A 26,291-nucleotide genomic window follows, 5' to 3' on the forward strand; every position below is an offset into this window, starting at 1 on the left:
TTCACCGGTACGCACCGAAGCGACCGACGCGGTACTCCCTAGACAGTGCCCTTGTAGACGTCGAGCCGCCCGCACATCCCGAACTTGCCGTAGGCGGAAGGCTGTTCGGCCCGAACGACGGCGTCGCCGAGGTGGGACGTGTCCCCCCGCTCCAGCCGGTCGAGCTGGTCCCCCGTCGCCGAGGCGGCCGCCTCGGCGCCGCGCCGCCATCGTTCGCGCCACTCGGCGAGGCGGGGCCGCACCAGCGCGGCGGCGGCGCGGTGGAACGCGGCGAGCGGCTCGGGCCCGTCCGCGGCGCGCAGCGCCCGGTAGCCCTCCAGGGCGAGGTCGCGCCGGGCCCGGGCAACCCGCGACTGCTCCTCCTCGGACGCGTCCGCCGGGATCACGGTCGCGGCCGCGTACGTCTCCGGGTCGTTCAGGTACTCCGGGGGCAGCGTGAGGACCGCGTCGCCCGCCTCCGGCAGACCGTTGTTCTGCATGAGGACGGTGATGCGCAGGTCGTCCTCGTTGACGAGCCGGTGGATCGTGCCGGGCGTGAACCACGCGACGGTGCCGGGCACGAGCGGTGTGACCTCGTACCCGGACGTCGTCAGTGTCTGAACGGCACCGCGCCCGCCGGTGACGACGTACGCCTCCGAACAGGTCAGGTGCAGATGGGGGGTTCCGCCGGACACGCCGTCGGCCGCCGGCCAGTCGTACACGCACAGGTGCGAGACGGCGACCGCTCCCGGAAGTCCGGTGAACCCGGTGACGGGGTCGCTCACCAGGGATGCGCCTCCAGATACTTGGTGACCTCCGCGCGCTCCCAGGCCCCCTCGGCGACGACCACCCGGTAGCGGCGGGTGAGGGTGTCGCCGGGCGCGAGTTCCAGTTCGTCGTGGAAGGCGAGCGACGGGGCGACGGCGGCGAAGGGTTCGTTGCGGACGAACCAGTGGGCCGGGTGCGCGCCTCGGGAGCCGGAGTGGTCGTTCTCGGGAGCGTGCGCGAAGACGAGGGTCGCGTGTCCGTCGGAGCCGTCGTGCTCCCCCGAGTACGCGAGCCACGGCGCCTGCCGCCCCATGAGCTCGGGTCCTTCGGAGTCGGGCCCGATCACCCGCCCGTCCCTGAAGGCGCGCGGTCCGCGCCAGAACAGGCCCGTGTAGCCCGCCATCTCCCGCCCGGCGGTGGTGGGGCTGCCGAAGCGCAGCGGCTCGTCGCGGCGGTTGGTGACCGCGGTGGTCCAGGTCAGCGCCCAGGAGCCCGCCCCGGGATCGACGTCGTGCACCTCGATGCGGCGCTCCTCGTCGGCCCACAGATCACCGTCGTACGGGTGCCACGTGAGGCGCTCGGCGATGACCGCGCGGCCACCGGACGAGGTGACCTCGTCGAAGGTGACGTGCGCCATCGATCCGACGCGCTCTGGGAGTTCGAGATATCCCTTTCCGTGGACGTATGTGTTGCCGCCCCACAGGTTCTGGCCGGAGAGGTGGGAGGCCGTCATCTGGAGGCCCTTGTGCCAGCGGTGGTCGTTGGGCCGGTAGTCCGTGACGACGTTGTTCGCCAGCGTCCGGAGCGGATGCAGATACGGCTTCGGGGACTCCCAGGCGGCCTCGGTCCGGTAGACGTAGCTCAACAGCTCGACGCCGGTGGCGACTTCACTGATCGTGATGCGCTCGCCGTGTGTGTGAACGACCCGCAGCCCGCCGCCCGACGACGTACTCATGCCGGCACCTCCTGGCCCGCGGCGGACGCGGACACCTGGGGGACCACGGCGGACCCCTCGGGGACCGCGGGAGCCCAGCCCGGCGCACCCCCGTGCAGCGCCGCGTAGTACGGATCTCCCGGGCCGATCTCCCCCGCCCGCACGGTCGTGTCCGTGAACGCCGACTTATAGAGCGCGGTGATCAGCTCCAGGCTGGTCCGCCCGTCGGCGCCGCTGCTGCGCGGCCGCTCGCCCGCGCGCATGCTCGCGACCAGCTCCTGCAGCTGCGCGAGGTGCGAACTCGGCACGTCCGCGCCGAAGTCCCGCCAGGCCGCGGCCTCGGCCTCCGGCACGTCCGGTGCCGGGGTGATGCGCCAGTTGTCGTTGCTGTGCCCGTACAGATGGGTGAGCTCGACGGTGGCACGCTCGCAGTCGATGCGGATACGGCTCACCTCGTCCGGGCTCAGGACGCTGTTGACCACGGTGGCCATCGCGCCGCTCGTGAAGCGGACGAGGGCGGTCGAGACGTCCTCCGTCTCCACGTCGTGCACCAGACGTCCGGCCATCGCCCGCACCTCGCTCCACGGCCCCAGCAGGTCGAGCAGCAGATCCATCTGATGGATGCCGTGCCCCATCGCGGGCCCGCCGCCCTCGGTCGCCCAGCGCCCGCGCCAGGGCACGGCGTAGTAGTCGGCATTGCGGTACCAGGTGGTCTGGCAGTGCGCGACCAGCGGACGTCCCATGGCCTGCTCGGCGATCAGCCGCCGTACATGCCGCGCGCCCGAGCCGAAGCGGTGCTGGAAGACGATCGAGGCGTACGGGCCCCCGTCCGTCCCCTCCTCCGCCTCGACGGCGTCGAAGTCGGCGAGCGTCGGTACGGGCGGCTTCTCGCACCAGACCCAGGCGCCGGCGCGCAGCGCGGCGACGGTCTGCTCGCGGTGCAGGGTCGGCGGGGTGCAGATGGCGACCAGGTCGGGCCGCTGCTCTTCGAGCATCCGGTCCAGATCGGTGTACGCGTGCGGGATGCCCGCCTCGTCACAGAACTCCCGGACCGCGCCCTCGGCGATGTCGACCGCGGCGACGATCTCCGTCTCGCCCTCCTCGGCGAGCCGCGCGAGCGCCGGATAGTGGCTTCCGCGCGCGATGGCACCGGCGCCGATGATGGCGGCTTTGATGCGGCGGCCGTCGAACGGGTCCACCGGACGGTTCGGGGAGGTCTCGGGGCTGCTTGCGGTGCGGGATGTGCTCATGTACGTGATCAGCGCTCCACCGGACGTGACGTCAGACGTTGGCCAACGCATGATGACACCGAGCGGACCCTGGCGGCAGCAAGCGCTTTCTCCTCCACTGCAACGTATGCGGCGGTCCAGCGGCCGGTCAACACCCCGGTCACACGATGGACAACGTTGCCTCGCACGCGGGGGCGCGATCACCCTCGTACGGCTCCTCGCGCACGCTCGTGCGCCTTCTCACACCCGCTCGTACATCTGCCCGCACGCCTGCGAAACCCCTGTGGCCGGGCTGTCACAGGGGGGCGCTACGCTGCCACCAACACCCGTGATCACCGCCGACGGCGGCACGGTGTGCCCGTCGCCCCTCCCACGATCAGCACTTGGACCACGTAACTTCATGTCTTGGTTTGAATCCCTCATCCTCGGACTTGTCCAGGGGCTGACCGAGTTCCTTCCCGTCTCCTCCAGCGCGCATCTGCGGCTGACCGCCGCCTTCGCGGGCTGGGAGGACCCGGGCGCCGCGTTCACCGCGATCACGCAGCTCGGTACGGAGGCCGCGGTACTGATCTACTTCCGCAAGGACGTCGGACGGATTCTCGCGGCGTGGTTCCGCTCGCTCACGAACAAGGCAATGCGCGGGAACCACGACGCGCAGATGGGCTGGCTCGTGATCGTCGGCTCGATTCCGATCGGCGTGCTCGGGGTGACGCTCAAGGACCAGATCGAGGGGCCGTTCCGCGACCTGCGGATCACCGCGACCATGCTGATCGTGATGGGCATCGTCATAGGCGTCGCCGACCGGCTCGCGGCGCGCGACGAGACGGGCGGGAAGCACCGGGCGGCCAAGCAGCGCAAGACACTTGAGGACCTGAACGTCAAGGACGGCCTGCTCTACGGCGCCTGCCAGGCGATGGCGCTGGTCCCCGGCGTGTCCCGGTCGGGCGCGACCATCAGCGGCGGCCTGTTCATGGGCTACACACGCGAGGCGGCGGCCCGTTACTCCTTCCTCCTCGCCATGCCGGCCGTCCTCGCCTCCGGCACCTTCGAACTCAAGGACGCGGCGGCGGAAGGCAATGTCTCCTGGGGCCCGACGATCTTCGCCACGATCATCGCGTTCGCCGTCGGTTACGCAGTCATCGCATGGTTCATGAAGTTCATCTCCCACAAGAGCTTCATGCCATTCGTCTGGTACCGGATCGCGCTCGGCATCGTCATCATCGCGCTGGTCGCGACGGGAGGACTGAGCCCACACGCGGCGGAGTCGGCGGGCTGACGGCTGGCGCCGCGCAGTCGGCGGGGCGACGGCTGACGCGCCGGGCGTCCCCGACACCCTTCACGCTCTTGGCGTCCCCGACGTCCCCGACGTCCCCGGCAGGGCGAGAGCCCAGGGTTCCCCCTCGATCCGCGCCCCGTTGGCGACGTACGCGATCGTCCGGTACCAGCCCGCGAGGACCAGCAGCTCCAGGACCTCCTGTTCGTCGAGATACTCGCGCAGCCCGCTCCACACCGCGTCGCTCACGCGCGCGGTGGCGTGGAGTTCGTCGACGGCCCTGAGCAGGGCGGTCTGCCGAGCGGACCAGGCGGGTTCGTCGGGTGTACCGGTCGCGGTGAGGGTGACCTGTTCCGGGGTGAGACCGGCAGTCTCCGCGTACGTCGCCATGTGGACGCCCCACTCGTACGCGCAGCCGGAGCGGGCGGCGACGCGGGCGATCACCAACTCGCGGTCGGCGTCGCCCAGTCGGCCGTGGACAAGCAGGCCCGCACCCAACGCCCGCATGCGCGAGGCCAGTTCGGGATGGCGCTCCAGGACCTTGAACAGCATGAGGGGCTCACGCGCGACGCCGGGCGGCATCCACCGGTGCAACGCGCGGTCGGTCTCGGGCTCATAGGGCGGCGTGACGCCGTCGATGCGCTGTTTCATGTCCCGCAGCCTTGCGCTTCGGAAATCGAAGCGCAAGGCTGCGGGGTGAGCAACTGCCATGGAGAGGTACTCACTTGGGCACGATCCCTGAGCCGGAGCGGTCCGCCACCGACAGCGGTGCGCCGGACCACACCGCCCACGACAACCCGGCGCCGGGCACCCCCGCCCCCGGCCGCCCGGTGCGCGGTTCGGCCACCGGCCGTCCCGTCATGGCCGCCCTGGACCTCCTCGGCCGGCGCTGGACGCTGCGCGTCATCTGGGAACTCCACCGCGGCGGCGCCCCGATCGGCTTCCGCGACCTCCAGCGCCGCTGCGACGGCATGTCCTCCAGCGTGCTGTCCACCCGTCTCGGGGAACTCCGCGAGGCGGGCATCGCCGCGTCGACAATCCAGTCGGCCTGGCATCTCACCCCGCTGGGCGACGACTTGGTGACCGCGATGGGGCCTCTGCTGGACTGGTCCCACGCCTGGGCCGCGAGAGCCGCGAGACAGTGACCCGCACCGCTGCCGACTGGGCGTTGTCGGCCCCACTTGGGATTGCCTCAAGACAGCCGCCCGCTCGCACCTGGCCCCGCGACTGCTCGACGTGTTGGGTCGACCGAGCCCGACCCGGTCGGCCGTGACGAACCACATACGGGATGAGTAGCCGACTGGTAGCGCAGTGTCAGTCCTTGCCCCTAGGCTTGTGCGCATGTCCCCCGATTTCACTTCCCCTGGTTCCGTGCGGTCCGCTGCGGCGTTAAACGAGCAGATCCGCGCCCTGTGGATGCGCGCGGGCGGTTCCCTGTCCGCCCAGGAGCGGGCGGAGTACGAACTGCTGGTCGTGAAGTGGGCGGAAGCGATACGGGGAGAGGTCGTCGAGGCGGCATGAGAGCCGCGAGGTAGCCGCCCACCGGGCCTGCCGACCGGGCCTCCGACCGGCAGTTGAAGCCGGCGCCCCGTCACCGCCCCCGGACACCCGAAGCACCACCCCATCGTGCACGACGAGTTGCGTGCACCCCGGTGTCGACCATCCCGGGTGCGTCCGTGTCGACGCGGACGGAATCACCGACAACAGCGCCGCCGCGCCCAGTCGAGGCCCTCGCGGCAGGGGGCAGTCACGGGTCGGGCCCGCGACGCCCCCGACCTCGTAGTCAGCTCGGTTGGCCAACCGCCCGCAACGGGCACCCGGTGTCGACTCGCGTAGCGAGTTCAGCCCGCAAGTTGGTGAGTTCGGCCATGCGGGCGTCGATGACCTGGATCTTCTGCTCGAACAGCATGGACAGTGCTCCCGCGGCGTCCGGCGCCTCCCGCAGTTCCTCGCCGTGCCGCGCGATCTCCGCCAGAGAGAATCCAAGCGTCTGCGCAGTGCGGACGTACTGCAGCCAGGGCACCGCCTCTGGTGGGAAGTCGCGATAACCGTTGGCCAGCCGTCGACCCGTGACGAGTCCGATCTTCTCGTAGAACCGAATGGCGTCTCTGCTCATGCCCGCCTGCGCGGCCAGCTCTCCGATACGCATGACCCTCCGTCGGATGGTGGGCTTGACCTTGGACCGTACTCCACTGTTTAGCGTGAGGCGTCGCTCTCCCGAGACCAGTTGGAGCCTCACCGTGATCCGATCCATCGCCCCCGAACGCCCGGCCTATCTTCGCGCCGTACGCGCAAGCGCCTGGTACGACCTCGTCGTCACTGCGGGCTTCGCGACACCGTGGACCTACAGGCTGGTGCACGATGCGCTGTCGTCGTCGGGCAACGCACTCGGGCTGGGCGCCCTGCCCGAACTCGACCCGGTGCAGATCCTGTACGCGAATCTGATGGGCTCGGTCGTGGTGGTCTGGGCTGTCCTGCGCATCGTCCGGCCGCTGGCGGTGCACGGACTGCTCGACGGCATCGCGCGCACGCTGTTCGCGGCGTGGCAGGCGTACGCGCTGGCCCACGGTGCCACACGGCTGCTGTGGATGTTCTTCGGCGTCGAGGTGATGTTCGGCCTCGTCCAGCTTGTGCCGTGGTGGCGAAACCGGAACACGAACCTGTCGCACACCGAAGCCGGCCCGGCCGTTGGGCATCCAGTCAACGCGGAGGGCCGGTGACACCCGGATCCAAGTGAAGACACGTTCACGGCCCTCCCCTCGCTGACACACCCCACCGCGCCTCAGCCTCGACCTCGACCTCGGCCTCGGCCTCAAAACCGATCCCGCTTCCCAAGCGGACGATCTACCATGCTGCTCAATGCTTTGAGCCGGGGCGGATGGTTCGAGCAAAGCTTCCTGAGCCGGCGGACACCTGCGCGCGCTCAACAATCAAGCGGGTGGGGAAGACAGTGGTTCGCTCATCACGAGTCGGCACTGCAATTGCCATGCTCATGACATTCTCGGCCCTCGCGGCATGCACATCCGGACAGGACTCCCGGGCAGGCGCGTCGGAAGAGGCCACGACGGCCGGTGTACAGGACAAACCGTTGAGCAAGGCGGACCTGGAGCGGGCGGCGATCACGGACAAGGATCTCGACGGCTACGAAATCAACCGGATCCTGGCCGCTCCCTCGGCGTCTCGCAGGACGGCGGATCCTGCCAGCTGCGGGCCCGTCGTTCAGGCACTGGGCGGAAGCAGCGGCTTCACAGCCACCGCACGCGTCGGCCGGGTGATCTTTTCGAAGAAGCACGGCCCCGGAGCATCCATGATCCTGTCGTCACACGGCGCCGGGGATGCCGCGCGGGTGATCGACGCGTTCCGCGCGGCCGCCAAGCGGTGCAAAACCTTCAAGGACATCCGGGCGGACTTCCGCTACAGCGACGCCGAACTCCAGCCCGACCCCGGCTACGGCGATGAATCAGTGTCCCTACGGCTCACACAGCTCGCGGCGGACAGCGAGGACGAGGAGCCCATCCGGGTTCCCTACACGGTCGTGGCCGTTCGGCAGGGCGCGACGGTCGCCATGTTCTACGAGTTCAACCTCCCCCGAGGGCCAAGGGGCAAGGACCCGGCCGTCGTACCGGAAGCGATCATCAGGACACAGCTGACCAAGCTCAGCAAGCTGGGGTTCTCCAAGTGATCGTGCCTTGCCTGCACTGTCCCTCCTCAGGCAGACCGGGTACTGAGCAAGCGCCCTCCCGCCCCGTCCGTTGAAGTCCCGATCGTTTGACCGCCCCGCTGACGTACACCGCAACCCGCGCCGAATCCGCCCGACTACTGCCCGGAGTGACGCCCATGAGACTGGTCTCCGACCCCACGTACGGCGAAGTGGATCTCTCGGCATCGGCGGAAGAACTGACGCGGTTGGCAACCGCGGTGGCCCAGGGCGAGGGGCTGGTCAGCTCCACCTCTTCGCCGGGCAGCGACGCCCTGGCCGGGGTCGAGGTCAAAGAGACTTCAGGCCCTGGCGTCCTCATCCACCGGGACGCAGAGCGGCAGATCCTTGTGATCAGCGGTGACTCCGCCAGCAGGGCAGTACTCGCGGAGAACCTGCGGGACATGGCCACTGCCGAGGACGGCGGTCACCTCCACATCGACTACTTCCCTGGGCACTTCTACCTCGCCGAAGGGTCACTGCCCCTGGTGGTCAACAGCCCGCACGGGGGCATGCCAAGCCGGTGAGCGGGCAGTTGGTCGCTGCAATCAGTGATCGTAGGCGACCAGCGACCAGCGCCTGGAACGCACGCCGCACCTACGCGCCCAGCACGCACTCGGGCGTCACGGCTCATACGGATGTTCCGTGCCGTCAGTACCACCGGACGTGGCCAGCCGCGCCCTGGCCTGTGCGGGCGGCGTGGCGCAGAACGCTTAGCGGGCCGTCGAGGAGCTCGTCGGCGTCATGGTCAGGATCGTCACCCACGCCGGTCATCCACGCGTGGATCCGCTCGAGCGCGCTGCGCCGCTGGGCTCCGGTCAGGGCAAGGGTTTCTTCGGCCTCGGACAGTTGGACGCGGACTTGCTCGGCGTCGAGGAGGAAGTCCCCGAACCAGCCCGGCAGCCGCAACACCGCGTCGGCACCGAGCGCGTAGGCCAAAGCCGAGAACGGGCTGGCCTTGCGCGCCACGGCCACGAACAGGCCCTCCTCGGCATCGGGCGGAAACTGGTCCATAACGGCGTCGCGCAGGGCCTCCACATGGTCGGAGTCGTCACGGCAGGCGTCGAAGAATGCGCTCAGCCGGAAGGCTTCCTCGTCAGCGCTCCAACGGCCAGGAGAGGCCATCGACGCGCTGAACAGGGACTGCTGCGCCTTGCCTCGCCACCAGGCCAGCTCCCCGGGCACGTCACAGCGCGCCGACACCGGTGTCGGCGGCGAGTCCTGAACCGCAGCGCGCAGCAGGTCCCCTACCTTCTCGTCAGGCACCGCGCCGACAACCCACATACCCGTGACGCTCAACCCTGCCTCCCACGGCTACTCCAACCCCAGCAACCAGATCGTGCACGACTCCGTGCACCTCGATTTCGTTGGGTTGTGAACGCGGCTTGGTGACCCATGTCAAGCCCGCGTCCACAGACCCATTTCGCGGCATACGCGACAGGAACGGCCCTCGGAGTGCGCCAGTTCGGCTACTGCGGACAGTTACGGCCTTGGTTACCGGATCTTTCCCCCTGGTCTCGGGCACAGAACTCGTCGACCTGCTGCATCGTCATGGGCTGCGTGGGCGCCTGGGTGAGGGTGGCCGTCAACCTGCGGCACAGCCGACGCCATCGGGTCCGGACACTCGATTGCCTGACGACTACAACGTCTTGGGCATGTCGTGGAGGGGCAGCGTCGGCTTGGACGTGTGTGCTCTCGTCTGTCGTGGCAACCGCGTCCTCTGCGACGATCATTTCGTCTTCTTCAATAACCCGCAGACAGCGGACGGTTCCGTGCGCACTCTTACCGCCACTGCACCTGACAAGGCCGCGATTTGCGTCTCCTTCGACGGGTTGCCGGCTGAGGCTGACCGGTTCGTCCTCGTGGCCGCAATCGACCCAGAGGTCAACCCGGACGCCGACCTCTCCGGTTTCACGGACGCCCGCATCCGTCTGCTCGACCCACGGCTGACCGAGCTGGGACAACTTGAGGTTTCCGACGGCCGGTCACGCGAAACCGCCTTGGTACTCGGCTCCTTCCGGCGACGGCCAAACGGGGACTGGGGGTTCGTCCTGGGCGGCAAGGGCTACACAGGCGGCTTGGGGGAGCTCGTGCAGGACTTCGGCATCGAGGTGGAGTAAATCTGCTTGGCGTCCAGATGCTGCTGCGTCGGGTTAAGGCTGTGAGCGAGGCTTGATGGTCCATGTCAGGCGGTGTTCACAGCTCTGGCATTTCGCACCTCCCACTGCGCAATGCGCTACGCCGACGCCATCATGGGGAGCCACGGCCTCGCTCGTCGTGCCGGGGATGGAGGCTCATCGTGAGCAAGAGGCGATGGAGGTTGACTCTCCTGTCGTGCATCAGTCTGCTCGGTGCGGCTGTTCTGCCCGCGTTGCTTCTGCACCACCGAGTCCTCGGCACGGGCGATTCCTCTCAGCTCGCGGCCGTCCTCACCTACGTCGGAGTACTGGTCACTGCATCAGTGTCCTTGATCGGATACAGAATCAGCCTCCAGACGGAACAGCGGCTGGGGAAGGAACAGGAAGAGCGGCAACAGCAGTTGCAGCTCGACGCGGCGATGCGCGCCGGACAGCTTGTTTCTCCTCGCGATTCAGGGCCTGCGCACCCTGCTGCGCTGGCCTCGGGGCTACTGGCGCTCACGAGGCTCAATCACGCGGAACTCGCTGTAGTACTCCTTGTGGACCTGTGGTCCGACGAACGGAGCGCAAGCCAGGCCGGACCCCGCGGTGGAGACGACAGTTGGCCCAAGGTCTCGCACGAAACAGCCATCCTCGTGATCGATGCGGCCCTCAGATCGACGTCCTCCAGCGCACGGCTCGTCGCGGCGGAACTGCTCTGCCGCAATGCGACGAGACTTGACGCCTGCCAATCCCTGCACTGGCCCAGTGCGGTGGACGGCTGTTGGGATCCCACGTTCAGCCCGAGAACGAAACTATTGATCGTCGAGGCTCTCGTGAGGATGACCATGGCCAGCCCCGCCGAGGAGGGCGCTCTGCGATCCGTGGCCGTGCGCCTCTACGGGATCTGGGACGGGGACGACACCCCGGAAGTGAGGGGATGCATCGGCAAGTTCATCGCAAGGATCATCGGGCGGCTGCACGACTTCGGTGTCAAACAATTCGTCCACGGACCGAAGATGGTGACAATCGAAAACTTGCAAGCGGCAACGACGAGTGCCGCCGACAACCCCGACGACTACCTGGCCAAGCTCTCGAACGACCTGGGAAATGATCTGGGCGAGTGGGCGGCCTCCTGCCAGACACAGCCGACCGGTCCCGGAGCGTTGGCCACAGCTGCGATCCTGCCTCGATAGGTCGGTACAGCCTTGGAGGCCGTCTCATGTGGCTGCTCCGAGCGCTGTCACGCGGATGCCACCACCTCGCCGGCCATGACCTGGGGAGGGTTGGGGAGCAGCGACGCAAGGTTGTCCCGCACGAAGTCCGCAGCCCTCGCGATCGATTCCTCGACACCGACCTGGTCCTGGAAAACGCTGGTGGAGATCATCACTCCGTCCCCGGCATCGATCCAGTAGTAGGCCACAAAGCCGGAGACCTGGCGCATGAGCGCCACGAACCCCTCGTTCACCAGACGTGCCGCCTCGGCCGAATCAGTCACCCCTTCGTACCGCCGCACTGCTGCGTACATCGCCAAGCTCCTCACGGTGTTCCGGGTTCGTCCTCTGCTGAGACGTCGTACCCCTGCGACGGCTGCCTGGCTCATGAGGCGTCCGGCAATCACCTGAAGGGCCGCCTTGGGTGATCCGAACGGCGGCCGCCGGCCCGGACACACGGCCCTGCGCACGTCTGCCACGAGACGGCATCGACGTGGAGTCGAGCAGCCTCGGCCGGTGGCTGCCCGCAGCGCGGAAGAGGCTGTGAACGCGACTGCGAAGTCTGTGCGCTCCGCGCTCTCCGAGCTCACCGCGCTCTCCGCAAGCGATTGATCATTCATGGGCAACAGGGGTCCATCGAGTGAACCCACGGCGGCCACCGAATATCAGACGCCGAATATCACCGCACGGCCCTTGGCGTGGCTCGCCCCGTGGCCAACACTGAGCCGATGACGCAGCGTGTGGAGCTCGCGACCGTGATGGACCGGTTTGCCGTGGATGGACTCGTCACCGAGTACGCGGTGGCGGTGGACGACGGCGACTGGGAGGCGTACCGGGGGCTGTTCGCGCCGGACGGACGGGCGGACTACCGCTCGGCCGGCGGCATCGAGGGGGACGCGGCCCAGGTCGCGGGGTGGCTCGCGCAGAGTATGCAGCTGTTCCCGATGCGCCAGCATCTGATCGTCAACCGGCGGGTGCGGTTCGAGGTCCTTGAGCAGGACACCGGCGACACGGCCCGGGTCCAGGCGGACTACATCAATCCGATGAGGTTCGCGGGACACGACGGCGGATCCACCGCGCCCGACTTCGTGTGCGGCGGCCGTTACGGCTTCGGACTGGTGCGTACGGACGACGGCTGGCGGCTGCGCCATGTGGTCGTCCAGGAGAAGTGGCGCCGCACCCCACAGACACATCACGAGCCCGCTGCCACCTGAGCCGACCGTCTCACGACGAAGCCCGCCGGCGACGCCCGAACGCCGGAACGGGCCCCTTCCGATGCCCTCTGTCGGAGATCGTCCACGACGCGCACACTGGAAGCACGCACAGGGGAGGGAGGCGCTGCATGACGAGGCCCGAAGACTGGCTGGTCTCCCCCTGGCGACGCGGGGTCGTCGCCGCGCTGGCGGGCGCGCTGCCCGTGTTCACCTTCCCCGCCCCGTCGTGGTGGTGGTTCGCCTACATCGCCCTCGTGCCCTGGATCCTGCTGGTCCGCTCGGCCCCGACGGGCAGGCGGGCCGCGTACGACGGCTGGCTCGGTGGGCTGGGCTTCATGCTGGCCGTGCACCACTGGCTGCTGCCGAGCCTGCATGTGTTCACCGTGGTCATAGCGGCGCTGCTCGGTGCGCTGTGGGCCCCTTGGGGCTGGCTCGTCCGGCGGTTCCTCGCCGGTGTGCCCTCACCGGGACGGGTCGGTGCCGGGCTCCTGGTGCTGCCGTCCGGCTGGCTGATGGTCGAACTCGTCCGGTCCTGGCAGGGGTTGGGCGGCCCGTGGGGTCTGCTCGGGTCGAGCCAGTGGCAGGTGGCGCCCGCGCTGCGGCTGGCCTCGGTCGGCGGGGTGTGGCTGCTGAGCTTCCTGGTGGTCGCGGTCAATGTCGCGGTCGCCGTACTGGTCTCGGTGCGTGAGTCCCGTATGCCCGCCGTGGCCGGGCTGGTCGCGACGGCCGCCGCGACCTCGGCGGCGTGGGTGTGGTCGCCGCGCCCGGAGGTCGACGGCCGGGTCCGGATCGCCGTCGTACAGCCCGGTGTGGTGGACGGCATCGGCAGCGGCGACAAGCGCTTCGCGCGCGAGGAGGCGCTCACCCGCACGCTCGCCGGGCGCCACCTCGACCTGGTCGTCTGGGGCGAGAGCAGCGTCGGCTTCGATCTGGCCGACCGGCCCGACCTGGCGAAGCGGCTCGCCGCGCTGTCCCGGCTGACCGGCGCCGACATCATGGTGAACGTCGACGCGCGCCGCTCCGACCGGCCCGGCATCTACAAGAGTTCGGTCCTGGTGGGACCACAGGGCCCGACCGGCGCCCGCTACGACAAGATGCGGCTCGTGCCCTTCGGCGAGTACATACCCGCGCGTTCCCTGCTCGGCTGGGCGACCTCGGTGGGCAAGGCCGCGGGTGAGGACCGCAGGAAGGGCACCGAACAGGTCGTGATGAACGTCGGGCACGGGCTGCGCGTCGGCCCGATGGTCTGCTTCGAGACGGCCTTCCCCGACATGAGCCGCCATCTGGCCCAGGACGGCGCCGAGGTCCTTCTCGCGCAGTCGTCGACGTCGACTTTCCAGCAGAGCTGGGCGCCGGAGCAGCACGCCTCGCTCGCCGCCCTGCGGGCCGCCGAGACCGGCCGCCCGATGGTGCACGCGACGCTGACCGGCGTCTCCGCCGTCTACGGCCCGAGCGGCGAACGCATCGGCTCCTGGCTCGGCACGGACGCGAGCACGACGATGGTGTACGACGTGCCGCTGGCCCGGGGTGTCACGCCGTACGTCCGGTTCGGCGACTGGCCGGTGCACGGGGCCCTGCTGGTGCTGGCGGCGCTCTGCGCGATGGAGGGCACCCGCGCGTTCAGACTGCGGCGATCCGCTCCTGCACCGCACGCACCACGCGCTCGCACAGCTCATGGGTCGCCAGCGCGTCCCGGGCGCTGAGCACCTTGCCCGCGCGGACGGCGTCGAGGAACGCGAGTACCGCCTGCTCGATGCCGCGCTGCCGGGCCACCGGCACCCAGTCCCCGCGCCGTCGCACGGTCGGCTGCCCCTTGTGGTCGATCACCTCGGCGAGGTTGACCACCTGACGCTTGGTGTCCTGGCCCGAGACCTCGAGGATCTCCTCGTTCGAGCCGCTGAGCCGGTTCATCACACCGAGCGCCGTGAAGCCCTCCCCGGCCAGTTGCAGCACGACATGGTGCAGCAGTCCGTCCTCGACGCGGGCCCGCACGGTCACGTCGTCGACCGGGCCCGGCGCCAGGAACCGCAGGGTGTCCACGACATGGATGAAGTCGTCGAGGACCATCGTGCGGGCCTCCTCGGGCAGCCCTATGCGGTTCTTCTGCATCAGGATCAGCTCACGGGGGTGATCTGCGCACTGCGCGTACCCGGGGGCGTAACGCCGGTTGAAGCCGACGGCGAGGCCGACGTTCCGCTCCTCCGCGAGCCGCACGAGCCGCTCCGAGTCGGCGAGTTCGTACGCCAGCGGCTTGTCCACGTACGTCGGTACGCCCGCCTCCAGCAGGCGAGTGACGATCTCGGGGTGCGCGACGGTGGCCGCGTGCACGAACGCCGCGTCGAGATTCTGCGCCAGCAGCTCCGCCAGGTCCGTATGACGCTGCCCCTCCGGAAGGTGGAGGCTGTCGCCGACCTGGGCGAGCGTCGCCGGCGTCCGCGTCTGAAGATGCAGCTCGACCCCCGGCTGTACACCGAGCACCGGCAGATACGCCTTCTGCGCGATGTCACCGAGTCCGATGCAGCCGACCTTCACAGGGGTCTCCTCAAGGGGTGCGTTCCGGGTACGTGACCTCGTCGGAAGCATACGGCTGCCCGGGCGGCCACCAGTCCCGCATGCCGTACAAGCTGCGCAGGAAGAGCGCGGGTGCGGCCCTGGACTGCACAGCGATCACGGTGTCGCGTACGGCGACGCCCACACGATTGCTCATCAGGTCGACCCGGGCGATCTGGACGGCCGTCCGGGCGATGGCGGTCGTACGGGGCAGGCGGTCCGCCGTGTACGCGGTCAGGCTCGTACCAGTCACCGGACCGGCGCAGGAGCTCCCGCTTCTCGTCGTCGGCGGCCCGCTGCCCTGCGGGGGCGACGGCGGCGGCAGCGCCTCCGGGCCGGCGGACCCCGTCAGCCTGCGTCGGCTGACACCCACATGCTCAAGGAGTACGCCCGCCGCATCGGCCACGCGGCTCTGATCCGGGAGCGGATCGACGGCGCCACCAGCGAGTGAGGCGCCCGGCGCCGGGTCACCCTGCCGACGGCACAACCCACCGGAGGAGCGGAAGGATCACCCGTGTGGGGCATCCTGCGCTCGTCCGCTCCCCAAAGAGGGCCGGACACAGCAGAGTTGCGCGGGTGCATCGAACGACGACGACCGCAACGCTCCTGGTCACCGTGGCTGTCACCGCCCTCACCGGGTGTGTGACCGTCCAGCGACCGCCCGCCTCCGGCCCGCCGACCGCGCCGTCCCGGCCCTCCACCCCGCGCACGGACGGCAAGGCCGAGCCACAGATCGTGCAGGCACCGGCGCGGGAGGCGCTGGAGCTCATCGGGCCGTCCCGCAAGCCCTCACCGAGCGCGGCGACGCCGCACCGCGCGGCTCCCCCACCGACCGCCGCCGCACCGGTGATCCCTCCGCGCCGCCACCCCACCCCGCATCCCGAGCCCCGGCGCCCGGAGCGCCGCGTCGCCGTCCCGCCCGTCTCCCCCGAGGTACCGAAGAACCCGGATGTGTGCGCCCTCGGCAGAACGTACGGGGGCTGGAAGGCGGACAGCCCGGAGGCGGTCATCTGCAAGGGGGCGTACGGGAATTGACGGAGCCGGTGCCTGCCCAGAGCGGGTGCGTGGCCGCGAGGTCGCGCCGCGCTGCCCGTGAAGCCCGCACCGAACCCTCGTGAGGGGCGAGCCCGCACCGGACCTCCGTGAGGAGGCGACGGTGACGGACCGGCGCCGCAGCTGCAGGGGCATGGGCACCCTAAGGCCGCTGTCTCGGTGGCCCCAGCGTCTCCCCTCCGGGTCCCCCGAAGCGATCGGGACTGCCGCCCTCCCCCGATGTCCCGTCCCCGTCGAGTCTCAGCTCCAGGCGGCCGATCGCCGCGCGGACACCGTCCCCGTAGCTGTCGTCCCCGAGGGCGCCGACCGCGCCGCGGGCCCGGCGCAGATGGCTGCGGGCGGCCTCGGAGCGGCCGAGCTTCACATAGTCGGCGGCCAGGTTCAGATGCAGCGACGGGTAGAACGCCCGCACCGCGAGCGACTGGTGGTGCTCGGCGACCCGCCCGTCGCCGAGTTCGTCGGCCGCCGACAACGCCCTGAGGTCCCAGGCGAGTTCGTCCGAAGGGTCGTCCTGCGTGTCGGCCATGTAGTGCGCCAGTGTGCAGCGGTGCAGGGGGTCGCCGTCCTCGCCGATCTCGGCCCACAGGTCGAGGAAGCGGCAGCGAGCCTCCTCGCGGTCACCGCCGTGGTGCAGCATGACGACCTGCCCGATCCGGGTCATCATGGCGTCCGGCGCCGCCTGCTCCTGTTGCTCCGCCACCGCGTCCTCCAGGCTCGTCACTGTCCCTCACGACGCTAACCGGAGCCACTGACAATCACGCTCAGGCGCCCCCGTACGCCGCTGGGCCAGGCCGGTGACGGCCGGACCGGCCCCCGCCCGGCCCAGCCGCCCCGCGGCCGTGTCAGCCCAGGTCGGGAATCCGCCAGTCGATCGGCTCGTGGCCCTGCCGGGCCACCGCCTCGTCGATCTGCGTGAACGGATGCGAGCCGAAGAACTTCTTCGCGGACAGCGGTGAGGGGTGCGCCCCCTTCACCACCACGTGCCGCTCCTCGTCGATCAGCGGGAGCTTCTTCTGCGCGTAGTTGCCCCACAGCACGAAGACCGCCGGGTCGGACCGGTCGGCGACGGCGCGGATCACCGCGTCCGTGAACTTCTCCCAGCCCTTGCCCTTGTGCGAGTTGGCCTCACCGGAGCGCACGGTCAGCACCGCGTTGAGCAGCAGCACGCCCTGCTCGGCCCACGGCATCAGATAGCCGTTGTCCGGGATCGGGGTGCCCAGCTCCTCCTTCATCTCCTTGTAGATGTTGCGGAGCGAAGGCGGGGTCTTCACGCCCGGGCGGACCGAGAAGCACAGACCGTGCCCCTGGCCCTCGCCGTGGTACGGGTCCTGACCGAGGATCAGCACCTTCACCTTCTCGTACGGCGTCGCGTCGAGGGCGGCGAAGACCTCCTCCCGCGGAGGGTAGACGGGACCCTTCGCGCGCTCCTCCTCGACGAACTCGGTGAGTTCCTTGAAGTAGGGCTGCTGCAGCTCCTCGCCCAGGACGCCGCGCCAGGACTCGGGCAGCATGGCGATATCGGTCACGTCAACTTCCTCCGATGTGCGGTCACTTCCAGACCACAGAACCTACCGTCGCCCACTGACAATCGGCTCCGGCCCCCGGTCCACCACGTGGTCTCGCAGTCCGCCACCGGCTCGCCCCGCCGTGCGCTACCAGCTGGTTTTGCGGTGCAGCTCCCACATCGTCATGATCGTCGAGGGGTCCAGGGCCCGCTCGCCGCCCGAGATGTCCTCGCTCGCGGCGACGTACTGCTTGCCCTGCCACAGCGGCAGCAGCCGGGCGTCGTCGACGAGGATCTGCTGGGCCTCCTCGAACTCCTTCACCACGGCGCCGCGGTCGCTCTCGCCGCGCGACTCGGGCAGCAGGGTGTTGGTGATCCGCGGGGCCGGATAGGGCGTACCGAGCGCGTTCTGCTCGCCTACGAAGGGGGCGATGAAGTTCTCGGCGTCCGGGAAGTCGGGGAACCAGCCGCGCCCGAACACCGGGTACTCGCCCTTGCGGTAGCCCGCTTCGTACGTCTTCCAGGGGCGGCTCCGGAGCGTGACACGGAACAGGCCGGAGCCTTCGAGCTGGCTCTTGAGCTCCTGGAACTCCGGGGCGGTCTCGGAGCCGTAGCGGTCGGTCGTGTACCAGAGGGTCAGCGGGACGCGTTCGTTGATGCCCGCCTCCAGGAGGATCTTGCGGGCCTTGGACGAACTGGGGTCTCCGTAGTCGTCGAAAAAGCCGGTGGTGTGCCCGGTCAGGCCCGCGGGGACCATGGAGTACAGCGGATCGACGGTGTCCTTGTAGACCTTGTGCGCGATCGCGGGCCGGTCGACGACCTGGGCGATCGCCTTGCGGACCGCGAGCTTCCTGGCCCACGGGTCCTTCGGGTTGAACACCAGGTAGCTGATCTCGGTGCCGGCGCCTTCGAGGAGCTCAATGCCCTTCCGGGAGTCGGGCCCCTTGAGGGCGACGATGTCCGAGGCCGCGAGACCGCGGTAGGTGACGTCGATCTTCTTGTCCTTGAGGGCCTTGACCATCTGGGCCGAGTCCGGGAAGTAGCGGATGGTGACCGCGTCGTTCTTGCGCTGGGCGAAGCCGTCGTAGTGGTCGTTCCTGACGAGTTCGGCCCGCTTGCCCTCCTCGTAGGACCGGAGGCTGTACGGCCCGGACCCGAAGACCTTGCCGTCCTTGCGCAGGGCGTCGGCGGGGTAGTCGTCGGGGTCGACGATCGACATGGCGGGGGTGGCCAGGACGAACGGGAAGGTGGCGTCGGGCTTGTTGAGGTGGAAGACGATCTCGCGGTCGCCCAGCACCTGGACCCGGTCGAGACTGCCGAGCAGGCCCGCCGGACCGCCGGGTACGGCGATCTTCCTGATCCGGTCGATCGAGTGCTTGACGGCCCGCGCGTCGAGCGAATCCCCGTCGGAGAACTTCATGTTCGGGCGCAGTACACAGCGGTACGTGCGATTGGACGCGTTCGTGAACGCGCAGCTCTCGGCCGCGTCGGGCTGAGGCGTGACGGCGCCGTCGGGGTAGCCGAGCAGCGTCTGGTAGATGTTGCGGAACAGCTCCCAGGAGCCGTCCCAGGAGGCGGCCGGGTCCAGCGTGCTCGGGGCGCTGGTGGTGCCCACCACGATCGGTCCCTTGTCGTCGGACGACCCCGAGGAGAGAACGCCACACCCGGCCACCAGGGTTATGGACGTGATCGCCGCCAGCTGTCGTAGACATCGGTTCCGGTTGAACACGCGCACGCTCCTCGATCTGCCGTACCAAGGGTCGGCAGACCATACCGCAGTGCCCTGCCGGTGGAACCGTGTTCCGGGCAGGGCACTTGATCAGCGCGGATGTGACTACGTTGTCAGGCTTCTGTGGACCCCTTGTCGAAGCCTTCGTCGAATCGGTGCTAGGTCGACGTCGTCGTAGTTTTTGTCAACCCTCTACAAGTTGAGGGGTGCTCGACGCCACACGGACCGCTGGACGGCGCGTGGGCTACTCCACTCCGGCGTTGAGGAACATGCCGCCGTCGACCACGAGCGTCTGGCCGGTGACCCAGTCCGACTGCTGCGAGGTCAGGAACGCGGCGGCGCCGCCGATGTCGGAGGGCACCCCGAGCCGGCCGAGCGGGTAGGCCGCGGCCGCCTCCGCCTCACGGCCCTCGTACAGGGCCGCGGCGAACTTGGTCTTCACCACTGCGGGCGCGATCGCGTTGACCCGCACCTTGGGCGCGAACTCGTGCGCCAGCTGCACGGTCAGGTTGATCATGGCGGCCTTGCTGATGCCGTACGCACCGATGAACGGCGAGGGGGCGAGGCCGGCGACGGAGGCGATGTTGACGATCGCGCCGCCGTTCTCGCTCTGCCAGGCCTTCCAGGTCTGCTGGGCGAAGCCGAGCGCCGAGACGACGTTGGTCTCGAAGACCTTGCGCGCCACATTGAGGTCCAGGTCGGCGATCGGCCCGAACACCGGGTTCGTACCGGCGTTGTTGACCAGGAAGTCGACGCGCCCGAAGGCCTCCATGGTGCGCTCGACGGCGTGGGCCTGGTGGGCTTCGTCGTGGGCCTTGCCGGCGACGCCGATGACGCGGTCGGAGCCGAGCGCCTCGACGGCCTCCTTCAGGGCGTCCTCGTTGCGGCCGGTGATGCAGATCCGGTCGCCGCGGGCGACCATGGCCTCCGCGACGCCGTAGCCGATGCCGCGGCTCGCGCCCGTGATGAGCGCGACCTTGCCCGAGAGTTCGGGAAGTGTGGTCATGTCCGTGCCTCCCGGCCTTAGTTGAGCGGCCCGCCGGCCACGTACAGCACCTGGCCGGAGACGAATCCGGCGGCCTCGCCGGTGAAGAAGGCGATGGCGTTGGCGATGTCGTCGGGGTTGCCGACGCGCTGGACCGGGATCTGGGTGGCGGCGGCGGCCTGGAAGTCCTCGAAGTCCATCCCGACGCGGGCGGCGGTGGCGGCGGTCATGTCGGTGACGATGAAGCCGGGCGCGACGGCGTTCGCGGTGACGCCGAACTTGCCGAGCTCGATGGCGAGGGTCTTGGTGAGGCCCTGGAGACCGGCCTTGGCGGTGGAGTAGTTGGCCTGGCCGCGGTTGCCCAGCGCCGAGGACGAGGAGAGGTTGACGATCCGGCCGAACTTGGCGTCCACCATGTGCTTCTGGCAGGTCTTCGCCATCAGGAAGGCGCCGCGCAGGTGCACGTTCATGACCGTGTCCCAGTCGGACGCGCTCATCTTGAACAGCAGGTTGTCGCGGAGCACGCCCGCGTTGTTCACCAGGATCGTCGGCGCACCGAGCTCCTCGGCGATCCGCGCGACGGCGGCCTCGACCTGGGCCTCGTCGGAGACGTCACAGCCGACGGCGATGGCCTTGCCGCCGGCGGCGGTGATCTTCTCGACGGTGTCCTTGCACGCGGCCTCGTCGAGGTCGATCACCGCGACGGCGCGGCCCTCCGCGGCCAGTCGTACGGCGGTCGCGGCACCGATGCCGCGCGCGGCACCGGTGACTACGGCGACGCGCTGCTCAGTGGTGGACATTGCTGGTTCTCCTCGCCCTTGAAAAGCCCTGCGGCCTGACATGCCCTGCGGCTCACACGGTACGCCCCTGCGGTGAGCGACCGCTTAGTACCTTCAGCAGACGTGACGCTAGAAGCCCTGGCACTCGGTGTCAACGGCACACCACGCCGGTGTGATCCATTACCTGACCAGCAACTGGAGCAACCGCTCCGTCTCGGCCTCCGGATCGGCGGTCAGTCCGGTGTGCACGGGCCCCGGCTGGACGACCGTCGAGCGCGGAGCGATCAGCCAGCGAAACCGCCGCCCGGCGTCGTCGCGCGCCGCCTGACCTGCCGCTTCACCGCCCGCACAGACCCCCTCGACAGCACGCAGCGCGGCCCGTACGCCCGCCACGTCCGCCTCCGGGTCGAGTGCCCGCAGCTTGGTCTCGTCCAGATGTGTACGCACCCCGACGTAGGACTTGGCGCGGCAGTACACCAGCACGCCCGCGTTGAAGCACTCGCCGCGCTCGACCCGCGGCACCACACGCAGCAGCGCGTACTCGAAGACGTCCCGCTCGCTCACTTGTCCCCCTCGATGCCCTTGATCCGCTCGTGGATGACGGCGGCGCGCGCCAGAAGCGGCCGCGCGTAGGCGCGGCGCAGCGCGTCGGCCGAGTCGAAGCCGGGCTCGTCCGCGAGCCACGCGTCGGGGATCTCGGCGGTCACCTCCGCGAGCAGCTCCTCGGTGACCAGCGGCGCCAGCTCGGCGGCGGCGGAGGCGATGTCCGGCCCGAAGGACACGAGCGCGTGGTCGGAGACGTCGTACGGCTTGGCGGCGGAGGCCTCCGCGCCGGGCCAGTGGTGGTGCCAGATCATCGTGGCACCGTGGTCGATGAGCCACAGATCGCCGTGCCACATCAGCAGGTTGGGGTTGCGCCAGGAGCGGTCGACGTTGTTGACGAGCGCGTCGAACCAGACGATCCGCCCGGCCTCCTCGGGACTCACACGGAAGGCCAGCGGATCGAAGCCGATCGCGCGGGTGAGGAAGTCCATCCCGAGGTTCAGCCCGCCGCTCGACTTCAGCAGCCCCTGAACCTCCTGGTCCGGCTCGCCGAGTCCCATCACCGGGTCGAGGCCGATCGTCACCAGGCCGGGCACCCGCAGGCCGAGCCGGCGGGCGAGTTCACCGCAGACGACCTCCGCCACGAGCGTCTTGCGCCCCTGTCCGGCGCCGGTGAACTTCATGACGTACGTCCCGAGATCGTCGGCCTCGACGAGCCCCGGCAGCGAGCCACCCTCACGCAGCGGCGTGATGTAGCGGGTCGCGATGACTTCCTTGAGCATCGCCCCAGGCTACTGGTGTGGTCACGGGCATCGGACGCGACCCGAGGGTGCCCGCTGCGCCCTGCATCCCCATGGGGTCGCCCAGGCTGTCGACCCGCTGTCGACGAGGGCCGAACAGCTGTCGACCCGCTGTCGATTGGGCCAAGAAGTCCCCAACCCCCTGAACAGGGCACACGGGCGGACCGTACTTCTGTACAGATCACCATCACGTCCGTTGAAGGGAAAGTCAGCATGACCAGCGAATCGCTTCACCCCGTTCCGGCACCGGCACGCCGCACCGTCGTGGCGGCGGTCGGCGCGGCGGGGCTCGCCGTCGCGCTGACCGCGTGCGGATCGGACGACAAGTCGTCCAGCTCGTCCAATTCATCCAGTTCGTCCACGGCACAGGGTGCCGCCGCCGGAACCGAGATCGCCAAGACCTCCGACATCCCCGAGGGCGGCGGCAAGATCTTCAAGGACCAGGGCGTGGTGGTCACGCAGCCCACGGCGGGCACCTTCAAGGCGTTCTCGTCCAAGTGCACCCACCTGGGCTGCGCGGTGACGGGTGTCACCGACGGGGTGATCACCTGCCCGTGCCACAAGAGCGAGTTCTCCGTCACCGACGGCAGCGTGAAGAAGGGCCCCGCGACCAAGGCGCTGCCCGCCGAGAACATCACCGTGAGCGGGGACTCGATCAAGCTCGCGTGATCCCGGGACTTCAGCGGCGCGGTCGCTTGAAGCAGGCCAGCACATCGTCGGTCGCCGTGATGGTGGCGACCAGGGCGAGCGTGTTGCGGATCATCGCGGGGGTGTAGTCGGAGGGCACCCCCGCGATGGCGTCCGCGGGCACCACGGCGGTGTAGCCGCGGTTGACGGCATCGAACACGGCATTGGGGATGGCCACGTTGGCCGAGACACCGGTCACCACGAGGGTGCGGCAGCCCAGGTTGCGCAGCAGCGGGTCGACATCGGTGCCCGCGATCGGCGAAAGGCCGTGTAGCCGGCGTACGACGAAGTCCTCCTCGGCGACCTCGATGGGTGGCGCGACCCGCACGGCCGTGGTTCCCGTCAACTGCCGCACGGGCAGCCGCTCGGCCGCGCGGAACAACCGGGCGTTGTGGTTGGCGCCCCGGCCGTCCGGGCGCCGCTCGGCGATCGCATGGATCACCTGCACCCCGCTCTCGTGCGCGGCGGCCACCAGCCGGGCGACATTGGCGAGCGCACCCGAGGACCGCACCTCCTTGGCGAGTTCGGGCAGCGCGCTGTCCTGGCCCACGACACCCTGCTGGCACTCGACGGTGAGCAGCACCGTGGTGGCGGGCGCGAGGAGTTCGCTGAGCTGTTCGTACGACGGCATGGCTCCCCTTGTTGCCGGAGGTCGGAGCGGGCGAGCGTAACGACCATTGCGTGGGGACGGAAGACGGCCCATGCTTTTCTGACGAGATGTCAGAAGATCTCTGTCGGCCCGGAAGAAGGCCGACGCGGAAGAAGAGGGGACCGCATGGCCGTCACTCAGCGCAGAGGCCGGAAGATCATGATGACTCCCGGCGAACTGGACGAGTTCCTCACCACCCAGCGCACCTGCCGCGTCGCGACCGTGTCGAAGGACGGCGCGCCGCATGTGAGCGCCCTCTGGTTCGCCTGGGACGGGACCTCACTGTGGCTGTACTCCGTGGTACGCAGCAAGCGCTGGACGGAGCTGCGCCGCGACCCGCGGATCGCCGTGGTGATCGACTCCGGCGAGGACTACGGGGAGCTGCGGGGCGTCGAGCTGTCCGGCACCGTGGAGTTCGTGGGCGAGGTCCCCCGCACCGGAGATCTGTGCGCCGAACTCGACGTCCCGGAGACGCTGTTCGCGCGCAAGAACTTCGGCCTGGAGGAGATGCCGCACGACGGCCGCCACGCGTGGGCGCGGCTGACGCCGGAGGCGATCGCTTCGTGGGACTTCCGGAAACTGCCGCCTATCTAGCCCACTTCGACGCGACTCACGTCGGCGCAACTCGCTTCCGTGCCGCTCACATCCGTGCAGATCGCTTCCGTCCGGCTCACTTGACGGCCTCCCCGGCCCTGCGCAAGGCGTCCACCGCCGCCCTGATCGACGGCCGGCGGTCGGCGTCGGCCCGCCACACGACGTACACATGGCGGCGCACACGCTGCCGCACCGGCACGGTGACGACTCCCTCGGGCATCGGATTGCGGCCGAGGAGGGGGGCCACGCACACGCCGAGCCCCGCGGCGACCAGGCCGAGCTGGGTGTGCGTCTCCGCCGCGCGATGGCCGATGTGCGGCTCGATGCCCTGGGAGCGCAGCGTGAACATCAGCCACTCGTGGCAGAACTCGCCCTCGCCCCAGGTGATCCACTCGTCTTCGGCGAAGTCGCCGAGGTCCACCTCCGCGCGGCCCGCGTGCCGGTGCCCGACCGGCATCGCCACATCGGCCGGGTCGTCGAGGATCGCCGCCTTCACCAGGCCGTCGGGCAGCGGCATCGGCTTGTTGTACCAGTCGAGCACCACCGCCAGGTCGAGATCGCCGCGTACCACCCCGGCGACCCCGGCCTCCGGTTCCAGCTCGCTGGAGCGCACCCGCAGCCCCGGGTGGTCGGCGCGGAGAGCGGCGAGCGCGGCCGGGAACAGCCCGCGCGCGGCGGTAGGGAACGCCGAGAGCCGCAGCTCACCCACCACCTGACCGCGCTGCGCCTCCAGGTCGGACTGAGCGAGCTCGACCTGGGACAGGATGCGCGCGGCATGCTCGGCGAGCAGTCTCCCGGCGTCGGTGAGGCGCACGCCCCGCCCGTTCTTGGCGAGCAGCTGCTGCCCCACCTCGCGCTCCAGCTTGGACATCTGCTGGGAGACGGCCGACGTCGTGACGTGCAGCCCCTCGGCAGCGCCGCTCACCGAGCCGTGCCGGGCGAGGGCGTCGAGGGTGCGCAGGCGCTCCAGATTCAACATATAAGCAATGCTACGAGATACTGCTCGAAAAATCTCGCTTGTGCTACGAGATCACCCTGCCTCATCGTTGTGTCCATGAGCGCCGTGACCACTCCTCGAACCGACACCCCGACCGCCACGATCCCCCGCCGCCGCACCGCCCTCGACTGGCGGATCCGCTTCGGCGTCCTCTCCGTGATCTGGGGTTTCAGCTTCCTGCTCATCAAGGTCGGCACGGAGGGCTACGCGCCGTTCCAAGTCACCTTCGGGCGGCTGCTGTTCGGCACGGCGGTGCTCGCGGCGGCGATGGCGGTGAAGCGGGAGCGGCTGCCGCGCGGGGCCCGGACCTGGGGGCATCTCGCGGTCGCGGCCCTCCTGCTCAACGCGCTGCCGTTCTCGCTCTTCGCCTACTCCGAGCTGACGATCCCGTCCACGCTCGCGGGCATCTGCAACGCGACCTCGCCTTTGTGGGGCATGACCCTGTCCCTGGTCGCCCTCTCCGAGGACCGGCCGACCCGGCGCAGGGTGGCGGGTCTCGGCATCGGCTTCCTCGGCGTCCTGACGGTCCTCGGTGTCTGGCAGGGCTTCCACGGCCTGGACGCCACGGGCACGGCGATGGCCCTGCTGGCCTCGCTGAGCTACCCGATCGGCTGGATCTACGTCCGCCGCACACTGGCCGGCACCGGCCACTCGCACCTGTCGATGACCGGCGCCCAGCTGCTGCTCGCCACCGCCCAACTGGCCCTCGTCACCCCGCTGTTCACCACCCTGCCGAGCCACTTCCCGATGGTCCCGCTGCTCGCGATCGTCGCCCTGGGAGCCCTCGGCACGGGCCTGGCCATGCTCGTCCAGTACGGCATCGTCGCCGAGGTCGGCCCGACGACGGCCCAGATGGTCACGTACTTCATCCCGGTGATAGCCACCGCGGCGGGCGTCGCGATCCTCGGCGAGTCGCTGACCTGGTCGACTCCGGTCGGCGCGGTGATCGTGCTCGCGGGCGCGGCGCTCACCCAGGCCAAGCCGCGCCGATGACCC

Annotated in this window: 31 protein-coding genes and 1 pseudogene; 14 read left to right on the top strand and 18 right to left on the bottom strand. The window is 69.6% G+C overall.

Annotation, left to right across the window (positions count from 1 at the left end):
• Positions 1–38: 38 nt before the first annotated feature.
• From OG975_RS07680 to OG975_RS07690, 3 genes are read right to left on the bottom strand one after another with little or no spacing between them, the layout of a single operon-like run.
• Positions 39–764: a cupin domain-containing protein gene (locus OG975_RS07680; protein WP_406328330.1), complete on the bottom strand. Its 726-nt coding sequence runs from the start codon at positions 762–764 to the stop codon at positions 39–41.
• Positions 761–1,702, bottom strand: a complete 942-nt coding sequence (locus tag OG975_RS07685; RefSeq protein WP_406328331.1) for a PmoA family protein — start codon at positions 1,700–1,702, stop codon at positions 761–763. Before OG975_RS07685 ends, OG975_RS07680 begins: the two co-directional genes overlap by 4 nt.
• Entirely contained in the window at positions 1,699–2,931 is a 1,233-nt protein-coding gene (locus OG975_RS07690) for a Gfo/Idh/MocA family protein (RefSeq protein WP_406328332.1), read from the bottom strand. The genes OG975_RS07685 and OG975_RS07690 overlap by 4 nt, the downstream gene beginning before the upstream one ends.
• A gap of 379 nt (positions 2,932–3,310) precedes the next feature.
• On the opposite strand from OG975_RS07690, the gene OG975_RS07695 reads away from it, so the two are divergent.
• Complete coding sequence (locus OG975_RS07695) at positions 3,311–4,186, top strand: undecaprenyl-diphosphate phosphatase (protein WP_406328333.1); 876 nt, start codon at positions 3,311–3,313, stop codon at positions 4,184–4,186.
• 60 nt (positions 4,187–4,246) lie between these two features.
• Here OG975_RS07695 and OG975_RS07700 read toward each other — a convergent pair whose 3' ends face one another.
• Positions 4,247–4,834, bottom strand: coding sequence for a carboxymuconolactone decarboxylase family protein (locus OG975_RS07700; RefSeq protein WP_406328335.1), 588 nt, complete (start codon positions 4,832–4,834; stop codon positions 4,247–4,249).
• Positions 4,835–5,043: 209 nt separating this feature from the next.
• Between OG975_RS07700 and OG975_RS07705 the strand changes: the two genes are divergently transcribed.
• A complete protein-coding gene (locus OG975_RS07705) occupies positions 5,044–5,328 on the top strand; it encodes a winged helix-turn-helix transcriptional regulator (protein ID WP_406336194.1) in 285 nt (94 codons plus the stop codon).
• Positions 5,329–5,524: 196 nt separating this feature from the next.
• Positions 5,525–5,704, top strand: a complete 180-nt coding sequence (locus OG975_RS07710) for a hypothetical protein (protein WP_406328336.1) — start codon at positions 5,525–5,527, stop codon at positions 5,702–5,704.
• Between the two features lie 262 nt (positions 5,705–5,966).
• Here OG975_RS07710 and OG975_RS07715 read toward each other — a convergent pair whose 3' ends face one another.
• Positions 5,967–6,332, bottom strand: a complete 366-nt coding sequence (locus OG975_RS07715) for a MerR family transcriptional regulator (protein ID WP_406328337.1) — start codon at positions 6,330–6,332, stop codon at positions 5,967–5,969.
• 91 nt (positions 6,333–6,423) lie between these two features.
• Between OG975_RS07715 and OG975_RS07720 the strand changes: the two genes are divergently transcribed.
• The 3 genes from OG975_RS07720 (at position 6,424) to OG975_RS07730 (ending at position 8,407) form a co-directional block, all read left to right on the top strand.
• A complete protein-coding gene (locus tag OG975_RS07720; protein WP_406328338.1) occupies positions 6,424–6,903 on the top strand; it encodes a hypothetical protein in 480 nt (159 codons plus the stop codon).
• A gap of 368 nt (positions 6,904–7,271) precedes the next feature.
• On the top strand, positions 7,272–7,865 hold the full coding sequence (locus tag OG975_RS07725; protein WP_406328340.1) for a hypothetical protein: 594 nt from the start codon (positions 7,272–7,274) through the stop codon (positions 7,863–7,865).
• Between the two features lie 155 nt (positions 7,866–8,020).
• A complete protein-coding gene (locus tag OG975_RS07730; RefSeq protein ID WP_406328341.1) occupies positions 8,021–8,407 on the top strand; it encodes a hypothetical protein in 387 nt (128 codons plus the stop codon).
• Between the two features lie 124 nt (positions 8,408–8,531).
• On the opposite strand, the gene OG975_RS07735 is transcribed toward OG975_RS07730, so the two are convergent.
• A complete protein-coding gene (locus OG975_RS07735; protein WP_406328342.1) occupies positions 8,532–9,179 on the bottom strand; it encodes a hypothetical protein in 648 nt (215 codons plus the stop codon).
• Between the two features lie 212 nt (positions 9,180–9,391).
• Here OG975_RS07735 and OG975_RS07740 point away from each other — a divergent pair.
• Both OG975_RS07740 and OG975_RS07745 read left to right on the top strand, forming a co-directional pair.
• Positions 9,392–10,000 (top strand): annotated as a pseudogene (locus OG975_RS07740) (TerD family protein); the annotation flags it as partial.
• Positions 10,001–10,179: 179 nt separating this feature from the next.
• Positions 10,180–11,193 (top strand): hypothetical protein, encoded by a 1,014-nt coding sequence (locus OG975_RS07745; protein ID WP_406328344.1) that lies wholly within the window; start codon positions 10,180–10,182, stop codon positions 11,191–11,193.
• A gap of 47 nt (positions 11,194–11,240) precedes the next feature.
• Here OG975_RS07745 and OG975_RS07750 read toward each other — a convergent pair whose 3' ends face one another.
• Entirely contained in the window at positions 11,241–11,525 is a 285-nt protein-coding gene (locus OG975_RS07750; protein ID WP_406328345.1) for a hypothetical protein, read from the bottom strand.
• 414 nt (positions 11,526–11,939) lie between these two features.
• Here OG975_RS07750 and OG975_RS07755 point away from each other — a divergent pair, with 414 nt between their 5' ends.
• Positions 11,940–12,425 (top strand): nuclear transport factor 2 family protein, encoded by a 486-nt coding sequence (locus OG975_RS07755; protein WP_406328346.1) that lies wholly within the window; start codon positions 11,940–11,942, stop codon positions 12,423–12,425.
• 128 nt (positions 12,426–12,553) lie between these two features.
• Positions 12,554–14,128 (top strand): apolipoprotein N-acyltransferase, encoded by a 1,575-nt coding sequence (gene lnt, locus OG975_RS07760; RefSeq protein ID WP_406328347.1) that lies wholly within the window; start codon positions 12,554–12,556, stop codon positions 14,126–14,128.
• Here the strand turns inward: lnt and OG975_RS07765 are convergent.
• Complete coding sequence (locus OG975_RS07765) at positions 14,046–14,957, bottom strand: Gfo/Idh/MocA family protein (protein WP_406328348.1); 912 nt, start codon at positions 14,955–14,957, stop codon at positions 14,046–14,048. The two genes, lnt and OG975_RS07765, sit on opposite strands and share 83 nt — an antisense overlap.
• Before the next feature lie 10 nt (positions 14,958–14,967).
• Positions 14,968–15,381: a hypothetical protein gene (locus OG975_RS07770; RefSeq protein WP_406328349.1), complete on the bottom strand. Its 414-nt coding sequence runs from the start codon at positions 15,379–15,381 to the stop codon at positions 14,968–14,970.
• A 170-nt stretch (positions 15,382–15,551) separates the two neighbouring features.
• Here OG975_RS07770 and OG975_RS07775 point away from each other — a divergent pair, with 170 nt between their 5' ends.
• A complete protein-coding gene (locus OG975_RS07775; RefSeq protein ID WP_406328351.1) occupies positions 15,552–16,010 on the top strand; it encodes a hypothetical protein in 459 nt (152 codons plus the stop codon).
• Positions 16,011–16,170: 160 nt separating this feature from the next.
• Here the strand turns inward: OG975_RS07775 and OG975_RS07780 are convergent, their stop codons facing one another.
• The 7 genes from OG975_RS07780 to OG975_RS07810 all read right to left on the bottom strand — a co-directional run bounded on the left by OG975_RS07780 (position 16,171) and on the right by OG975_RS07810 (position 22,350).
• Positions 16,171–16,728, bottom strand: a complete 558-nt coding sequence (locus OG975_RS07780; protein ID WP_406328352.1) for a hypothetical protein — start codon at positions 16,726–16,728, stop codon at positions 16,171–16,173.
• Between the two features lie 142 nt (positions 16,729–16,870).
• On the bottom strand, positions 16,871–17,554 hold the full coding sequence (gene ung, locus OG975_RS07785) for a uracil-DNA glycosylase (RefSeq protein WP_406328354.1): 684 nt from the start codon (positions 17,552–17,554) through the stop codon (positions 16,871–16,873).
• Between the two features lie 126 nt (positions 17,555–17,680).
• A complete protein-coding gene (locus OG975_RS07790) occupies positions 17,681–19,261 on the bottom strand; it encodes an ABC transporter substrate-binding protein (RefSeq protein ID WP_406328356.1) in 1,581 nt (526 codons plus the stop codon).
• Between the two features lie 244 nt (positions 19,262–19,505).
• A complete protein-coding gene (locus OG975_RS07795; protein ID WP_330303044.1) occupies positions 19,506–20,267 on the bottom strand; it encodes an SDR family oxidoreductase in 762 nt (253 codons plus the stop codon).
• Positions 20,268–20,284: 17 nt separating this feature from the next.
• Positions 20,285–21,046, bottom strand: a complete 762-nt coding sequence (gene fabG, locus OG975_RS07800) for a 3-oxoacyl-ACP reductase FabG (RefSeq protein ID WP_406328357.1) — start codon at positions 21,044–21,046, stop codon at positions 20,285–20,287.
• A gap of 159 nt (positions 21,047–21,205) precedes the next feature.
• Positions 21,206–21,589 (bottom strand): DUF3037 domain-containing protein, encoded by a 384-nt coding sequence (locus OG975_RS07805; RefSeq protein WP_327427110.1) that lies wholly within the window; start codon positions 21,587–21,589, stop codon positions 21,206–21,208.
• Positions 21,586–22,350, bottom strand: a complete 765-nt coding sequence (locus OG975_RS07810; protein WP_406328359.1) for a HipA family kinase — start codon at positions 22,348–22,350, stop codon at positions 21,586–21,588. The genes OG975_RS07805 and OG975_RS07810 overlap by 4 nt, the downstream gene beginning before the upstream one ends.
• A gap of 231 nt (positions 22,351–22,581) precedes the next feature.
• Here OG975_RS07810 and OG975_RS07815 point away from each other — a divergent pair, with 231 nt between their 5' ends.
• Entirely contained in the window at positions 22,582–23,037 is a 456-nt protein-coding gene (locus OG975_RS07815) for a Rieske (2Fe-2S) protein (RefSeq protein WP_406328360.1), read from the top strand.
• Between the two features lie 10 nt (positions 23,038–23,047).
• On the opposite strand, the gene OG975_RS07820 is transcribed toward OG975_RS07815, so the two are convergent.
• Positions 23,048–23,686: a cysteine hydrolase gene (locus tag OG975_RS07820; protein WP_406328361.1), complete on the bottom strand. Its 639-nt coding sequence runs from the start codon at positions 23,684–23,686 to the stop codon at positions 23,048–23,050.
• A 144-nt stretch (positions 23,687–23,830) separates the two neighbouring features.
• On the opposite strand from OG975_RS07820, the gene OG975_RS07825 reads away from it, so the two are divergent.
• Positions 23,831–24,298 carry a pyridoxamine 5'-phosphate oxidase family protein gene (locus OG975_RS07825; RefSeq protein ID WP_406328363.1) on the top strand — a complete coding sequence of 156 codons (468 nt, stop codon included), beginning with the start codon at positions 23,831–23,833 and terminating at the stop codon, positions 24,296–24,298.
• Positions 24,299–24,374: 76 nt separating this feature from the next.
• Here the strand turns inward: OG975_RS07825 and OG975_RS07830 are convergent, their stop codons facing one another.
• Complete coding sequence (locus OG975_RS07830; protein ID WP_406328364.1) at positions 24,375–25,277, bottom strand: LysR family transcriptional regulator; 903 nt, start codon at positions 25,275–25,277, stop codon at positions 24,375–24,377.
• A 75-nt stretch (positions 25,278–25,352) separates the two neighbouring features.
• On the opposite strand from OG975_RS07830, the gene OG975_RS07835 reads away from it, so the two are divergent.
• On the top strand, positions 25,353–26,288 hold the full coding sequence (locus tag OG975_RS07835; protein WP_406328365.1) for a DMT family transporter: 936 nt from the start codon (positions 25,353–25,355) through the stop codon (positions 26,286–26,288).
• Positions 26,289–26,291 lie beyond the last annotated feature (3 nt).

Source organism: Streptomyces sp. NBC_00203 (assembly GCF_045206325.1).
In the GTDB taxonomy this organism is placed as follows: domain Bacteria; phylum Actinomycetota; class Actinomycetes; order Streptomycetales; family Streptomycetaceae; genus Streptomyces; species Streptomyces lutosisoli.

Coding starts and splice junctions, on each gene's coding strand:
- OG975_RS07715 (WP_406328337.1), bottom strand. CDS start 6,332: ATGCGTATCGGAGAGCTGGCCGCGCAGGCGGGCATGAGCAGAGACGCC.
- OG975_RS07815 (WP_406328360.1), top strand. CDS start 22,582: ATGACCAGCGAATCGCTTCACCCCGTTCCGGCACCGGCACGCCGCACC.
- OG975_RS07705 (WP_406336194.1), top strand. CDS start 5,044: ATGGCCGCCCTGGACCTCCTCGGCCGGCGCTGGACGCTGCGCGTCATC.
- OG975_RS07685 (WP_406328331.1), bottom strand. CDS start 1,702: ATGAGTACGTCGTCGGGCGGCGGGCTGCGGGTCGTTCACACACACGGC.
- OG975_RS07695 (WP_406328333.1), top strand. CDS start 3,311: ATGTCTTGGTTTGAATCCCTCATCCTCGGACTTGTCCAGGGGCTGACC.
- OG975_RS07700 (WP_406328335.1), bottom strand. CDS start 4,834: ATGAAACAGCGCATCGACGGCGTCACGCCGCCCTATGAGCCCGAGACC.
- OG975_RS07730 (WP_406328341.1), top strand. CDS start 8,021: ATGAGACTGGTCTCCGACCCCACGTACGGCGAAGTGGATCTCTCGGCA.
- lnt (WP_406328347.1), top strand. CDS start 12,554: ATGACGAGGCCCGAAGACTGGCTGGTCTCCCCCTGGCGACGCGGGGTC.
- OG975_RS07825 (WP_406328363.1), top strand. CDS start 23,831: ATGGCCGTCACTCAGCGCAGAGGCCGGAAGATCATGATGACTCCCGGC.
- OG975_RS07820 (WP_406328361.1), bottom strand. CDS start 23,686: ATGCCGTCGTACGAACAGCTCAGCGAACTCCTCGCGCCCGCCACCACG.
- fabG (WP_406328357.1), bottom strand. CDS start 21,046: ATGTCCACCACTGAGCAGCGCGTCGCCGTAGTCACCGGTGCCGCGCGC.
- OG975_RS07755 (WP_406328346.1), top strand. CDS start 11,940: ATGACGCAGCGTGTGGAGCTCGCGACCGTGATGGACCGGTTTGCCGTG.
- OG975_RS07750 (WP_406328345.1), bottom strand. CDS start 11,525: ATGTACGCAGCAGTGCGGCGGTACGAAGGGGTGACTGATTCGGCCGAG.
- OG975_RS07690 (WP_406328332.1), bottom strand. CDS start 2,931: ATGAGCACATCCCGCACCGCAAGCAGCCCCGAGACCTCCCCGAACCGT.
- OG975_RS07835 (WP_406328365.1), top strand. CDS start 25,353: ATGAGCGCCGTGACCACTCCTCGAACCGACACCCCGACCGCCACGATC.
- OG975_RS07830 (WP_406328364.1), bottom strand. CDS start 25,277: ATGTTGAATCTGGAGCGCCTGCGCACCCTCGACGCCCTCGCCCGGCAC.
- OG975_RS07795 (WP_330303044.1), bottom strand. CDS start 20,267: ATGACCACACTTCCCGAACTCTCGGGCAAGGTCGCGCTCATCACGGGC.
- OG975_RS07810 (WP_406328359.1), bottom strand. CDS start 22,350: ATGCTCAAGGAAGTCATCGCGACCCGCTACATCACGCCGCTGCGTGAG.
- OG975_RS07710 (WP_406328336.1), top strand. CDS start 5,525: ATGTCCCCCGATTTCACTTCCCCTGGTTCCGTGCGGTCCGCTGCGGCG.